The sequence below is a fragment of the Amycolatopsis sp. NPDC004079 genome (assembly GCF_040610415.1).
Lineage (GTDB): Bacteria > Actinomycetota > Actinomycetes > Mycobacteriales > Pseudonocardiaceae > Amycolatopsis > Amycolatopsis halotolerans.
Window position 1 is genome coordinate 19,993 of the sequence record NZ_JBEXMH010000034.1, and the last position, 14,852, is coordinate 34,844.

General features: G+C 70.4%; 6 protein-coding genes. 5 read left to right on the forward strand and 1 reads right to left on the reverse strand.

Annotated features, from left to right (window positions below; all coding sequences use genetic code 11):
• The first annotated feature begins 16 nt into the window (after positions 1–16).
• From ABZX37_RS29615 to ABZX37_RS29630, 4 genes are all read left to right on the forward strand, one after another.
• Positions 17–10,393 carry a type I polyketide synthase gene (locus ABZX37_RS29615; RefSeq protein WP_354745015.1) on the forward strand — a complete coding sequence of 3,459 codons (10,377 nt, stop codon included), beginning with the start codon at positions 17–19 and terminating at the stop codon, positions 10,391–10,393.
• Between the two features lie 104 nt (positions 10,394–10,497).
• On the forward strand, positions 10,498–11,421 hold the full coding sequence (locus ABZX37_RS29620; RefSeq protein WP_354745017.1) for an ATP-binding cassette domain-containing protein: 924 nt from the start codon (positions 10,498–10,500) through the stop codon (positions 11,419–11,421).
• Positions 11,421–12,248 (forward strand): ABC transporter permease, encoded by an 828-nt coding sequence (locus ABZX37_RS29625; protein WP_354745019.1) that lies wholly within the window; start codon positions 11,421–11,423, stop codon positions 12,246–12,248. The genes ABZX37_RS29620 and ABZX37_RS29625 overlap by 1 nt, the downstream gene beginning before the upstream one ends.
• A gap of 149 nt (positions 12,249–12,397) precedes the next feature.
• A complete protein-coding gene (locus ABZX37_RS29630) occupies positions 12,398–12,970 on the forward strand; it encodes a hypothetical protein (protein WP_354745021.1) in 573 nt (190 codons plus the stop codon).
• Between the two features lie 138 nt (positions 12,971–13,108).
• Here ABZX37_RS29630 and ABZX37_RS29635 read toward each other — a convergent pair whose 3' ends face one another.
• Positions 13,109–13,876 carry an AfsR/SARP family transcriptional regulator gene (locus ABZX37_RS29635; protein WP_354745023.1) on the reverse strand — a complete coding sequence of 256 codons (768 nt, stop codon included), beginning with the start codon at positions 13,874–13,876 and terminating at the stop codon, positions 13,109–13,111.
• Between the two features lie 274 nt (positions 13,877–14,150).
• Between ABZX37_RS29635 and ABZX37_RS29640 the strand changes: the two genes are divergently transcribed.
• Positions 14,151–14,768, forward strand: coding sequence for a ScbR family autoregulator-binding transcription factor (locus tag ABZX37_RS29640; protein ID WP_354745025.1), 618 nt, complete (start codon positions 14,151–14,153; stop codon positions 14,766–14,768).
• Positions 14,769–14,852: the final 84 nt, after the last annotated feature.

Here is a 14,852-nt window from a genome sequence, read left to right on the forward strand (position 1 = left end):
ACAAGAGGTTCTCCAGATGTCTGACGAAGCCAGGACCGACGAAACCAAGCTGGTCGACTACCTGAAGCGGGTCACCGCCAACCTGCAGGAGACGCGGGCGCGGCTGCGCGCGGTCGAGGCCGCCGAATCCGAGCTGATCGCGATCGTCGCGATGGGCTGCCGCTACCCCGGCGGCGTCCGGTCCGCCGACGACCTGTGGGAGCTGGTCGCCAACGGCCGCGACGCGATCGGGGAGTTCCCCGCCGACCGTGGCTGGGCGCTGGACCGGCTGTTCGACGCCGACCCGGACAGCCCCGGCACGAGCTATGTCTCCGAGGGCGGGTTCGTGCACGACGCGGGGCAGTTCGACGCGCCGTTCTTCGGCATCTCGCCGCGCGAGGCGCTGGCCATGGACCCGCAGCAGCGGATCGTTCTTGAGCTGGCGTGGGAGACCTTCGAGCGGGCCGGCATCGCTCCGCACTCGCTGGCGAAACAGCAGGTCGGCGTGTTCGTCGGCAGCGGCGGGCAGGACTACTACGACGAGCTGCCGCCGTCCGTGCTCGCCGGCGAGGTCGAGGACTACCTGAGCACCGGCAACGCCGGTTCGGTCATTTCCGGCCGGATCGCGTACGCGCTCGGCTTGGAGGGCCCGGCCGTCACGATCGACTCCGCGTGCTCGTCTTCGCTGGTCGCGCTGCACTTGGCGGTCCAGTCGCTGCGCCAGCGGGACTGCTCGCTCGCGCTGGCGGGCGGCGTGATGATCATGTCGCGCCCGGGTCCGTTCCTCGCCTTCAGCCGTCAGCGCGGTCTTGCCGCCGACGGTCGGTGCAAGGCGTTCTCCGACAGCGCGGACGGCACCGGTTGGGCCGAGGGCGCGGGAACCCTGTTGCTGGAACGGCTTTCCGACGCCCAGCGCAACGGACACCAGGTGCTCGCGGTGGTGCGCGGCTCGGCGGTGAACTCCGACGGCGCGTCCAACGGCCTCACCGCGCCGAACGGTCCTTCGCAGCAGCGGGTGATCCGCCAGGCGCTGGCCAACGCCCGGCTGTCGGCGTCCGATGTGGACGCTGTCGAGGGTCACGGCACCGGCACCACGCTGGGCGATCCCATTGAGGCGCAAGCATTGCTGGCCACCTACGGCCAGGACCGCACCGAACCGCTGTGGCTCGGGTCGATCAAGTCGAACATCGGCCACGCGCAGGCGGCGGCGGGCGTCAGCGGCGTGATCAAGATGGTGCAGGCGATGCGGCACGGGCTGCTGCCGCGCACGCTGCACGTCACCGAACCGTCCACAGAGGTCGATTGGACCTCGGGCGCGGTTGAGCTGCTGCGCACCGAGCGTCCGTGGGCGGCTGGGGAACGCCCACGGCGTGCGGGTGTTTCGTCGTTCGGCGTGAGCGGCACCAACGCGCACATCATCCTGGAGGAAGCGCCTGCGGTGGAAGCCGCCGCGCCGGTCACGCCGAGCTGGCCGGAGGGCGTCGCGGTCCCGCTGCCGCTGGCTGGCCACGGCAGTGCGGCGCTGCGGGCACAGGCCGCGCAGCTGGTGTCCTCTGTGTATCCGACGCTTGACCTGGGCTTTTCGCTCGCCACCTCGCGGTCGCCGCTGTCGCACCGCGCGGTCGTGCTCGCCGAGGACCCGAAGCAGGCCATCGCCGCGCTCGCGGACGGTGTCGCCACTCCGGACGTCGTCACCGGCACGCAGGTGGAGGGGCTGACCGCGTTCCTGTTCTCCGGTCAAGGCGCGCAGCGGGCCGGGATGGGGGCCGCGCTGGCCGCCGCGTTCCCGGTCTTCAGCGCGGCGCTGGACGAGGTCTGCGCCGAACTGGACCAGCACCTCGACCGTCCACTCAAGACAGTCCTGTTCGAGAAACCGCGGCTGATCAACCAAACCGGCTACACTCAGCCCGCGCTCTTCGCGATCGAGGTCGCGCTGTTCCGGCTGCTGGCGTCGTGGGGGATCAAGCCGGACTTCCTGCTCGGCCATTCGATCGGCGAGCTCGCCGCCGCGCACGTCGCCGGGGTTTTCTCGCTGGCCGACGCCGCTACCTTGGTCGCCGCTCGGGCTCGGTTGATGCAGGCCCTCCCGTCCGGCGGTTCGATGGTGGCTCTGCAGGCGACCGAGGACGAGGTCACGCCGCACCTGACGGACGAGGTCAGCATCGCCGCGATCAACGGTCCGGATTCCGTCGTGCTTTCCGGTGCCGAGGACGCCGTCGCCGCCGTGGTGGCCGCGTTCGACGGGCGGAAGTCCTCGAAGCTCAAGGTGTCGCACGCGTTCCACTCGCCGCTGATGGAACCGATGCTCGCGGAGTTCGCCGCCGTGGCCCGTGGCCTGACCTATAGCCAGCCGGAAATCCCATTGGTCTCCACGGTCGGCCCCGATGTCGACCTGTCCACTCCGGACTACTGGGTGCGCCAGGTCCGCGCCGCGGTCCGATTCCACGACGGCGTCGGAACCCTTGCCGCGCAAGGTGTTGGACGGTTCGTCGAGGTCGGCCCGGACGGTGTGCTGTCCGCGCTGGTCCGCCAGACGTCCGACGCGCTCGTGGTCCCGGTGCTCCGCAAGGACCGCGAAGAACCGGCCGCCGCGCTCACCGCGTTGGCCGAGCTGTTCGTCAGCGGCCTGAACCCGGACTGGGCGGCGGTCTTCGCCGACCGTGGTGCCCAGCGCGTCGACCTGCCGCCGTATGCGTTCCAGCGCAAGCGGTATTGGCTCGACGCTCGCGCCAACCGCGACGAGGTCACCGCCGCCGGGCTGACGTCCGCCGGGCACCCGCTGCTCGGCGCGGCCGTCGCGCTCGCCGACACCGACGGCGTCGTGCTCACCGGCCGGCTGTCCGTCGAAACGCACCCGTGGCTGGCCGAACACCAGCTCGGCGACGCGGTCACCGTGCCTGGAACCGCGTTCCTGGAACTGGTCGTCCGCGCCGGAGACCAGGTCGGCTCCGGCCGGATCGAGGAACTGACCCTGGGCAGTCCGCTCGTCCTGCCCTCCCGTGGCGGCATCCAGGTGCAGGTCACCGTCGGTGCGGCGGGGGAGCGCGACATCCGCTCGGTGACTGTCCACTCGCGACCCGAGGACGACGACGCCGACTGGACCCTGCACGCAAGCGGCAGCGTCGCTCCGCAGTCGGCCAGTGGCGGCACTGCGCTGACCGAGTGGCCGCCCGCTGGCGCTGAGTCGGTCGCCATCGACGGTCTGTACGACGACTTCGCCGACACCGGTCTGACTTACGGCCCGCTTTTCCGTTCCCTGAAAGCAGTCTGGCAGCGCGACGGCGAGATCTTCGCCGAGGTCGCGTTGCCGGAGGACAGTGACGCCGACCGCTTCGGCCTCCACCCGGCCGCGCTCGACGCGTGCACCCACGCGCTGCGCGTCGCCGGTGGCGGGGACGGCGGCGTCGGCCGGGTTCCGTTCTGCTGGACCGGAGTCGAGTTGCACGCCACCGGTGCGTCCGCGCTGCGTGTGCGGTTCACGCCGACCACAGAGGACGGTTTCACCATCGCCCTCGCCGACCCGACCGGCGCTCCGGTCGCGACGGTCGCCGAGACGGTGTTCCGCGCGTTCGCCGCGCCGGTCGCCGAGCAGGCCGCGCCGCTGTACCGGATCGAATGGCAGCGTTCGGCGGACGTCGAGACCACTGTGGACACTGCCGACGTCCAGATTCTCGAGTGCATCGGCGAAACCGGCACCGCAGAGGAGACCCATGAACTCACGCACCGCGTGCTGGCCGCGCTTCAGGCCTGGCTGGCCGAGGAACACCCCTCGCAAGCCCGGCTCGTAGTGGTCACGCGCGGCGCGGTCCCGGCCGCCGGAGACGTCACCGACCTCGCCGCCTCCGCGGTCTGGGGCCTGGTCCGCTCCGCTCAGGAGGAGAACCCGGACGCCTTCGTCCTGCTCGACCTCGACGCCGAAACCACTCCGGAAGCAGTGTTGCCGCAGGTCCTGGCCTCGGGTGAGGCGCAGGCGGCGGTCCGGCTCGGCACCGTCCTCGTGCCCCGGCTGGTCCGCACGACGCCCGAGCTGGAGCGGCCGTACTTCTGCCCGCACGGCACCGTGCTGGTCACCGGCGCGTCCGGCGCGCTGGGCGGGAAGCTTGCCCGGCATCTGGTCGCCGAGCACGGCGTCCGCCGGTTGCTGCTGCTCAGCCGCCGGATCACGCCCGCTCTCGACCAGTTGGCCGCCGAACTGCGGGAAAGCGAGGTCGACGTCCGGCTGGAGCGTTGCGACGTCGCCGACCGCGAGGCACTGGCCAGCGTCCTGGCGTCGCTGCCCGAGGAGAATCCGCTCACCGCAATCGTGCACGCCGCTGGCGTTCTCGACGACGGTGTCGTCACCGCTTTGACCCCGGAGCGGGTCGACGCCGTGCTCGCGCCGAAGGTCGACGGCGCGCTGAACCTGCACGAACTCACCCGCGAGATCGCGCTGTCCGCGTTCGTGCTGTTCTCGTCGGTCTCCGGTGTGCTCGGCGCGCCTGGCCAGGGCAGCTACGCCGCAGCCAACGCGTACCTGGACGCACTCGCGTCGCACCGTGTCGCGCACGGTCTGCCGGGTCTGTCGCTGGACTGGGGTCTGTGGGGCGAGGTCGGCGGCATGGGCGGCACGCTCACCGAAGAGGAGGTGCAGCGGCTCGCGGCCAGCGGCATCGTGCCACTGTCCACTGCGGAGGGTCTGGCGATGTTCGACCGCGCCATCGCCGTCCGCAAGCCGACCGCTGTTCCGGCGAAGCTCGACCTGCCGGTGCTGCGCAAACTCGACCGGCTCCCGCGCACGCTGGAGCAACTCGTCGGACGCACCACGCGCCGGGTCGCCGCCGCTGCCGAGTCCACGGTGGACTCGTTCGGCGCACGGCTGCTGGGCCTGCCGGAAGAAGACCGTCGCGACGCGGTGCTGGAACTGGTGCGCAGTCACGCGGCCACCGTGCTCGGTTACCGTGCGGCACACGAGATCGAGCCGTCGGCACAGTTCCAGTCGCTCGGCTTCGACTCGCTGACCGCGATCGAACTCCGCAACGGCCTCACCGCGGCTACCGGTCAGCGGCTGCCCGCGACGCTGATCTTCGACCACCCCACGCCGACCGCCCTCGCCGCGCACCTGCTCGACGAACTGGCTGGCGCTTCACCAGAGATCGCCACCGTGTCCACTAAGGACAGCTCGGACGAGCCGATCGCGATCGTCGGCACGGCCTGCCGTCTGCCCGGCGGCGTCACCTCGCCGGAGCAGCTGTGGGAACTCGTCGCCGAGGGCCGCGACGCGATCGGGGACTTCCCGGCCGACCGCGGCTGGGACATCGACGGCCTGCTCGACCCGACCGGCCGCCGTCCCGGCACGACCTACGTCGCGCGCGGCGGATTCGTCTACGACGCGGGCGATTTCGACCCGACGTTCTTCGGCGTCTCGCCGAAGGAAGCGCCGATGATCGACCCGCAGCAGCGGTTGCTGCTCGAAGCGTCCTGGGAAGCGTTGGAGCGGTCCGGGATCGACCCGGTCTCGCTCAAGGGCAGCCCGACCGGGGTGTACGCGGGCGTCCAGTACCACGACTACGTGGGCGCGAACAGCGCTGGCTCGATCGTCACCGGCCGGGTTTCCTACACCCTCGGCCTCGAAGGCCCGGCAGTGTCCGTCGACACCGCTTGCTCGTCTTCGCTGGTCGCGATGCACATGGCAGCACAGGCATTGCGCGGCGGCGACTGCTCGCTCGCGCTGGCCGGCGGCGTCACGGTGATGGCCACTCCGGAGACCTTTGTGGAGTTCAGCCGTCAGCAGGGCCTCGCCGCCGACGGCCGGTGCAAGGTGTTTTCCGACGACGCCGACGGCACCACCTGGTCCGAAGGCGTCGGCGTGCTGGTGCTGGAGCGCCTTTCCGATGCCCGCGCCAACGGCCACCCGGTGCTCGCGGTCCTCAAGGGCAGTGCGGTGAACCAGGACGGCACGTCGAACGGCCTGACCGCGCCCAACGGTCCCGCGCAGCAGCGGGTCATCCGCGCCGCGCTCGCCGACGCCGGACTGGAACCGTCCGATGTGGATGCCGTCGAAGCGCACGGCACCGGCACGAAGCTTGGCGACCCGATCGAAGTCCAGGCGCTGCTGGCGACTTACGGCACGCAGACGTCGGCGGACCGTCCGTTGTGGATCGGTTCGGTGAAGTCGAACATCGGGCACACGCAGGCCGCCGCCGGTGCGGCGGGCGTGATCAAGATGATCGAAGCGATGCGGCACGGCGAACTCCCCGCGACGCTGCACGTGGGCAAGCCGTCGAGCGAGATCGACTGGTCCACTGGCGCGGTGCGAGTGCTCGCCGAGCCGGTGAAGTGGCTGCCGAACGGCCACACCCGCCGCGTCGGCGTCTCGTCCTTCGGCGTGAGCGGCACGAACGCGCACGTCATCCTGGAGGAAGGCGACCGTCGCGAGGTCACCGCCTCGACTGGTCCGGAGCACGACGGTCCGGTCGCCTGGCCGGTCTCGGGTCGCGGCGCGGCAGCGTTGCGGGCCAAGGCCGAGCAGCTGATGTCCTATGTGGACGAGGACCCGGAAGGCAGCCTCGCCGACATCGGCCTCTCGCTGGCGACCGCACGCAGTGCGTTCGACCGCCGCGCGGTGCTGATCGGCAGCCGTTCGCCGCAGTTCGTGCGCGGTCTGGCGGCCTTGGTGGACGAGGAGGACGCACGCGGCGTCGTCCGTGGCACCGCCACCGGTAGCGGCCGTACCGCATTCCTGTTCGCAGGCCAGGGTTCGCAGCGGGCGCAGATGGGCACGCAGCTGGCCGCGCGGTACCCGGCCTTCGCCGAGGCCTACGACGAGGTGTGCGCCGAACTCGACAAGCACCTCGACCGGCCGCTGCGCGAAGTGATCGACAGCGGCGACGGCCTCGACGAGACCCGCTGGACGCAACCCGCGCTGTTCGCCCTGGAAGTCGCGCTGTTCCGTACGGTCCGGTCCTGGGGCGTGAAGCCGGACCTGCTGGCCGGGCACTCGATCGGCGAACTCGCCGCCGCGCACTGCGCTGGCGTCTTCTCGCTGGCCGACGCCGCGAAGTTGGTGGTCGCCCGTGGCAAGCTGATGCAGGCCTTGCCGACCGGCGGCGCGATGGTCGCGATCGACGGGACACCCGAGGCGGTTCGCGAAGCCGCTGGGGACACTGTGGACATTGCCGCAGTGAACGGCCCGACCGCGGTCGTCATCTCCGGTGCTGCGGAAGCGGTCGCCGAAGTGGCGGCGAAGTTCGAGCGCACCAAGAAGCTCCGCGTCTCGCACGCATTCCACTCGCGACTGATGGACCCGATGCTCGCCGAGTTCCGCACTGTCGCGGAAGGACTGTCCTATGCGGAGCCGAGGATCCCGATCATCTCCACAGTCACTGGTGAGCCCGCCGACAACCTGACTTCGCCGGAGTACTGGGTAAACCAGGTCCGCGAAGGCGTCCAATTCCGCGACGCCGTCACCCGAGCTGCTGCGGACGGCGTGACCCGGTTCCTCGAACTAGGCCCGGACACCACGCTCACCGCGATGGCCGACGCCAGCCTCGACGAGCGTCCGGACGGTCTCGTGCTCGCCTCGCTGCTGCACAAGGAGCAGGACGAGGCGGTCGCCGCGCTCACCGGTGTCGCGCAGCTGCACGTCAGCGGCGTCGACGTCGACTGGTCGGCCATCTACGCGCCGACCGGTGCCCACCCGGTGCCGGTACCGACGTATCCGTTCCAGCGTCAGCGTTACTGGCTGGAGAGCACTGCCGCCGCGCCGGGCCAGGAAGACCACCCGCTGCTCGGCACCGCGACGGAGCTGGCTGGCGCGGAGGGCCTCCTGTTCGCGGGACGGCTGTCCGTCGGCACGCACCCGTGGCTGGCTGACCACGTCGTCGGCGGCTCGATCCTGTTCCCCGGCACCGGTTTCGTCGAGATGGCGATCCGCGCCGGTGACGAGGCCGGGTGCCCGCGCCTGGACGAGCTGACGCTGGAGTACCCGCTGGTGGTACCGGAGCGGACCGGCGTGCGCGTCCAGTTCGCGCTCGATGCCGCGGAGAACGGCATTCGCGCCTTCACTGTCCACTCGCGACCGGAAGGCGCAGCGGACGGCGTCCCCTGGACCCGCCATGCCACTGGACGCCTTGCGAAGGCAGGGAAGTCGGAGAAGTTCGACCTCTCCGCGTGGCCGCCCGCCGCCGAGCAGGTCCAACTCGAAGGCACCTATGAGGAACTGGCTGCCGACGGTCTCGCGTACGGCCCTGCTTTCCGCGGTCTCGTCGCTGCCTGGAAGGGCGATGGGGAAGCGTTCGCGGAGATCCAGCTGCCCGCCACGGTGTCCGATGTGGACTGTTACGGCATCCACCCGGCCGTCCTCGACGCCGCCTTGCACACCATCGGCGTCTCTGGCGCGGTCGGCGACGAACCGGCGCTGCCGTTCGCGTGGGAAGGCGTCCGGCTGCACGCAGTCGGCGCGACGACGCTGCGGGTACACGTGAAGCAGATCGGTTCGGGTGCAGCGGCGCTGAAGATCGCCGATGCCACCGGTGCGCCGGTCGCTTCGGTGGATTCGCTGCTGCTGCGCCCGATGTCGGCACAGCCACAGGCCGCCGAATCCGGTGGGATGGAGTCGCTGTTCCGCCTCGCGTGGGAGCAGACCGACCTCGACGCCGTCGCCGAGGTCACCGACTGGACTGTGGTCGGCGACGACCCGTTCGGCCTCGCCGATGCCCTCGGTGCCACCGCCGTGACCAGCATCGACGACGCTTCCGGCCTGGTCGTGCTGCCCGCCGCCGGCGAGGACGTGCACGCGGAACTGCACCGGGTCCTCGGCGAACTGCAGACGTTCCTCGCCCGTCCGGAGGGCTCGCTGCTGGTGGTCACCCGAGGCGCGGTCGCGGCCGACGCCGAGGAGAGCCCCGACCCGGTCGGAGCCGCGGTGGCCGGACTGGTCCGTTCGGCGCAAGCCGAGCACCCGGACCGGATCACCCTGATCGACCTCGGCACCGGAACCCCTAGCGGCCGCACCCTTGCCGCGGTGTCGGCATCGGACGAACCCCAGGTCGCTCTCCGCTCCGGTGCGGTGCTGGTGCCGCGGTTGCAACGAGCCGCCGACGCCGCTGCCGCGCCGGTCTGGGACTCCGAAGGCACGGTGCTGATCACCGGCGCGACCGGCGCGCTCGGCGGTTCCGTCGCCCGGCACCTGGTGACCGAACACGGCGTGCGGAACCTCCTGCTGGTCAGCCGTCGCGGTGCGGACGCACCGGGCGCGACCGAACTGCGGGACGAACTCGCCGGTCTCGGCGCCGAAGTCACGCTCGCCGCCTGCGACGTGGCGGACCGCGCCGCGGTTTCCGCCCTGCTGGACGGAATCGACCTGCGCGGAGTCGTGCACGCAGCCGGTGTCCTTGACGACGGTGTCCTGACTTCCCTTACCCCGGAACGTCTCGACCACGTCCTGCGCCCGAAGGTCGACGCCGCGGCGACGCTCGACGAGCTGACCCGCGACCGCACCCTGACCGCGTTCGTCCTGTTCTCCTCGGCCGCCGGCGTGCTCGGCGCACCGGGCCAGGGCAGCTACGCCGCGGCCAACGCCTACCTCGACGCGCTGGCGGTCCGCCGTCGTCGCGAAGGTCTCGCGGGCTCGTCGCTCGCCTGGGGCCTGTGGGGCGGTGGCATGGGCGCGGCGCTGGAAGACGCGGACGCCCACCGCATCGGCGAAACCGGCATCACCGCGCTGTCCACTGAGGACGGTCTGCGACTGCTGGACGCGGCAGCGGGTTCACCCGAGCCACTGCTCGTTCCGATCGCGCTGGACACCCGTGTACTGGCGTCCTCGGGCGACGACGACCTCCCGGCCGTCCTGCGCGAACTCGCCGGCACTCGCGGCCGTCGCGCGGCACAGGACGCCGTGGAGGACACCGAATCGCTGGCGCAGAAACTCGGCGCGCTCCCGCCGGGCAAGCGGGTGCCGACCGTGCTCACCCTGGTGCGCACGCACGCGGCGACGCTGCTCGGGCACGCCGGTCCGGAGGCGGTGGAAGCGGACCGCTCGTTCAACGAGGTCGGCTTCGATTCCTTGTCCGCCACCGGGTTCCGCAACAAGCTCAGCCTCGTCACCGGCCTGAAGCTGCCGGTCAGCCTGATCTTCGACTACCCGACGCCGCGGATCCTCGCCGAGCACCTGGTCACCGAGCTGGCCCCGGCCGAGACCGAGCCGGAACCGTTGTCGGACCAGGGAATCCGGGACGCGCTGTCAGCGATCCCGCTGGAACGGCTGCGTTCGGCGGGCCTGCTCGACGGGCTGCTCGAACTGGCGGGCATTCAGCTCCCGGCACAGGCTGTCGCCGAGGAGGAGCTGGAATCGTCCGCAGTGGACGAGGACACGATCGACGAGCTGGACACCGACGCGTTGATCAGCATGGCGATCGGGGGTGGGGACGACGATTAGCCCACCCCTATCGGGCCCGGCCGGTATTGCCGCTCTCGCGGCCGCTGTGGCCCACTTGATCCCGACAGTTTCCCCGCTTGACCGAACCGAGGAGAGGTAACCCGATGGTCACCGGCTACGCAATCGAAGCACGGGGGCTGCGCAAGTCCTACGGCGATGTCGACGTCCTGGAGAGCGTCGACCTCAGCGTCGAGCGGGGCACGATGTTCGCGCTGCTGGGCCCCAACGGCGCCGGCAAGACCACGACGGTGCGGATCCTCAGCACCCTCCTGGAGGCCGACGGCGGCACCGTGACCGTCAACGGGCACGACGTCGCCAAGCGCACCCGCAAGGTCCGCGAGCAGATCGGCCTCACCGGACAGAACACCGCGGTCGACGAACTGCTCACCGGCCGCGAAAACCTGGAAATGATGGGGCGGCTGTTCCGCCTGCCGATCGCGCGGGCGAAGGAGCGGGCCACCGAGCTGCTCGCGCAGTTCGACCTCGAAGAAGCCGCCGGCCGTCCGGTGAAGACCTACTCCGGCGGCATGCGGCGCAGGCTCGACCTCGCGATCAGCCTGATCACGTCGCCGCCGGTGCTGTTCCTCGACGAGCCCACCACGGGTCTCGACCCGCGCAGCCGCTCGGCGATGTGGGATGCGATCCGCAAGCTGCTCGACGGCGGCACCACGGTCCTGCTCACCACGCAGTACCTCGACGAGGCCGACCAGCTCGCCGACCGGATCGCGGTCATCGACAAGGGCCGCGTCGTCGCCGAGGGCACCGCCACCGAGCTGAAGCGCCGGGTCGGCACCGAACGGCTCAAGCTGACCTTCGCGTCGGTCGCCGAAGCGGGCCGCGCGCAGCAGGTCACCGGCGGCGTGCTGCTGGACGAGACGGTCAGCGTCCCGATCGACCACCCCGGCCAGGTGCGCGCGACGCTCAACCGGGTCGCCGACGCCGGGCTCGAGCCCGCCGGGATCGAGCTGTCCGAGCCGACGCTCGACGACGTGTTCCACACCCTCACCTCAACCGCGGGAGCGAAGTGATGACCCAGACCTTGTCCAGGGAAACCGAGGGGGCGCGGATCCCCGCGGCGCCCGAAAGCGCCGGGCTGGCCTCGGTGCTGTCCGACTTCCGCGTGCTGATCGGGCGCAACGTCAAGCACATCACGCGGAACCCGGAGATGCTGCTGCAGGCGGTGTCGCTGCCGATCGTGCTGCTGCTGCTGTTCCGCTTCATGTTCGGGCCCGCGATCAACGTGCCCGGCATGGCCTACGTCGACTACCTGGTGCCCGGTCTGCTGGCCATCAGCATCGGCTTCAACTCGACGACCACGGTCGTCGGCGTCGCCGCGGACCTCACCCAGGGCCTCGTGGAACGCTTCCGCTCGATGCCGATGTTCGGCCCGGCCGTGCTCGTCGGCCACGTCGTCGCCGGGATGCTGCGCAGCCTGGTGTCGTTCGTGATCATGGTGGCGATCGGCTTCGCGATCGGCTTCCGCCCCGGCGGCAGCGCACTGGGCTGGCTCGCCGCGATCGGCCTGCTGGTTCTGTTCGCGGCAGGCGTCTTCTGGCTGGCCGTCCTGCTCGGCTCGATCTCGAAGACGGTTGAGGGCGCCGGCGGCCTCGGCATGATCCTCGTGTTCGTGCCGTACGCCTCCAGCGCTCTCGTGCCGACCCAGGCGATGCCCGGCGTGCTGCGCGTGATCGTGGACAACCAGCCGTTCACGGTCCTGATGGACGCCGTCCGCGCCCTGATGAACGGCACCCCCGCCGGCGGTACGGCGTGGCTCGCCCTTGCCTGGTGGGGCGTGATCACCGCCGCCGCCTCGTTCCTCGCGGTGCGCAAGTTCAACCGGCGCACCAAGGGCTGAACCACTTTTCACCGCTGAAGGGCGACCCGCGTGCCGCGGGTCGCCCTTCAGGCTTGCCTAGGGGACCCCGATTCCGCTAGGTCCGCTTTAGATCGGTCCGGCACTCTCTGTGGAGTAGAGAGGACCACTGCGTGAAGTGAGGTGGCGACATGCCGACCCAGGTGATGGAAAAGCCGGTCGATCCCGTGGCCGCGTGGCTGGCCCCGCTAGCCGACGACCCCGCGGGCGCCGTCGCGTTCCTCTCGGAAGTAACCGACCGGGTATCGAGGTCGCACGGCTCCGGCCGGATCCTGGTCCCCGGCGGCGGCCCGGTAGCGGACGCACTGGCCGGAGAAGGCTATGAAGTCCACCTGGAACCCGGCCCCCGCTTCGACGCGGGATACCTGGGCGCGGACGTGCTTTCCCGCCTGCCAGACCAACGGGATCAGCTGCGCGCCATCGGCCGCTACAGCCGCCTCCTGCGTCCCGGTGGCGCCCTGGTAGTACAGGGCCGCCACCCAGACCCGGCCTGCTGGACCGCAGACGCCCGCGTACGGGCCGTAGACGACGTGCGGCAGATCGTGCACTTGGCCGACGCCGCGTTGCCGTTGCGGTACGTGTGGCCCGCTGAACTGGACTTGATGGCCGAGCTGGCCGGTCTGGCGTTGGACAGCCGCTGGGGCGGCTGGTACGGAGAACCGGTTACGTGCGGCGGTTTCGTAGTCTCGGTCTACCGCAGCTAGGGGTGTCGTGAGGGGAACCCTGAGGGACTCTGCGTCCCTCAGGGTTCCCCTCAAGGCTTTTCCCGCAGCCAACTCCTCGCACAAAAAGGACCCGGCCTCCCGCCGAAACGGAAGACCGGGCCACCCCCACGACCAAGCTCAAACAGCGTCGGACATCTCCCCGACAAGAATGCTGTGATGCAGCTTCCGCAACGAGCTCCCAGGCTCAATCCCCAGCTGCTGCACCAGGTTCTGCCGCGCGGACGCGAACGTCTCCAGCGCCTCGGCCCGCCGGTTAGACCGAGCCAGCGCAGTCATCAAGTACTCGGTAAACGTCTCCCGAAGCGTATGCTCCTTGGCAAGCGCCGACAGCTGCCCGACAACCTCACGATGCCGCCCGATGAGCAGCTCCGTTTCCATCAGCAGCTCCAAGCAGCCAAGCCGACTCTCCTCGAGCAGCGTGGCGTAGGCCTGAACATCGGGGGAGTCGGTGAAGCCGCCGAAAGCCGCCCCACGCCACAAGTTAGTAGCCTCCCGCAACACCTTCGCAGCCTGTCCATAGCCACGATCCCAGTGCAACGCCCGCCCCTGCTCATACAGCCGCGTGAACCGATCAGCATCGAGCTCATCGATCCCCACGTGCAGCGAATACCCTCGCGGACTTGTCACAACAGGATTGTCTTCCGCGCAATCACCGCTGCCCCGCAACAGTTTCCGCAGTTGCGACACATACACGTACAGCGCCGCACTAGCCCGTGCGGGCGGATGCTCGCCCCAGATCTCGCCGATCAAATGCTCAGCGGTCACGACCTGGTTGTTCTTGGCCAGCAACACGGACAGCAAGGTCTCGATCTTGCGAGCCCGCGGGGCGCAGACGCCGGGCCGGCCGCTCACTCTGATCTGTCCGAGAATTTCGTAGTTCAGCATGACTGCCCTCCGGTGTCTCTCGCGCCGGACCCGCCCGGCGGCGCCCCCAGCGCCGCTGCCTGCCGGTCCGAGCCGGGTCCACCACTGGACCATAGCAAACCGGGAGGTCGGTTTTCAAGACAAAACCGGGAGGTTGGTCTGTTTTGATCTTGAATTCCCGGCGGGAGCCAGGTAATCGGCCGGAATCTCTGGTAAACCGGGCGGTCGGTATGTCATGATTGGGCGGTCGGGACGCACACCGTGCCGTTCCCGGCGCGAGACGATGGGGAAGACGGTGACGAAACAGGCCCGTGCGGAGCTCACCAGGCTCTTGCTGCTGGACGCCGCCGCGGCGCTGCTGCACCGCGACGGCTACGCGGCCACGAGCATGGTGGACATCGCGCGCGAAGCGGGCGTGACCAAGGGCGGCCTGTACTTCCACTTCTCGTCGAAGGACGAGATCTGCGACGAGGTGCAATCGGCGGCGGTCGCGGTCCTGCACGGGCACGTCGCGCGAGCGCGCGGGCGCCGTCCGCATCTGCGCAGGCTGGCCGACCTGAGCCGGGCGCTGATGGGCTGGCTCGCCGAAGACGCGAAGGTGGGCGCGAGCTTCCGGCTCGCCCGCGAAATGGGTTCGAACGACCCGCGGTTCGTCGCGTTCGTCCGCGCGTGGCTCGGCCAGGTGCGCGCGCACATCGCCGCCGCGCACGGGGCGGGGGAGCTGAGCCCGCACGTCCGCCCGGACATGGCGGCGCTGCTGGTCGTGGTGACCTGCGTCGGCCTGGAATCGGCGGCGGCGAGCGGGACGATCCCGGCCGGCACGGACCTGGCGAGCACGCTTTCCGAGCTGTGGCGGGTGATCGAGGCGGCGCAACCGGCGGATTCGACCACCGCTGAGGCGACCGGCGCCTGAGCGACGGCTCTGCCGGGTCGATCTCCGCGACGCGCGGCGATCGTGCCGTAACACAGTCAGGCTCGAAAACCGACCGCCCGGTTC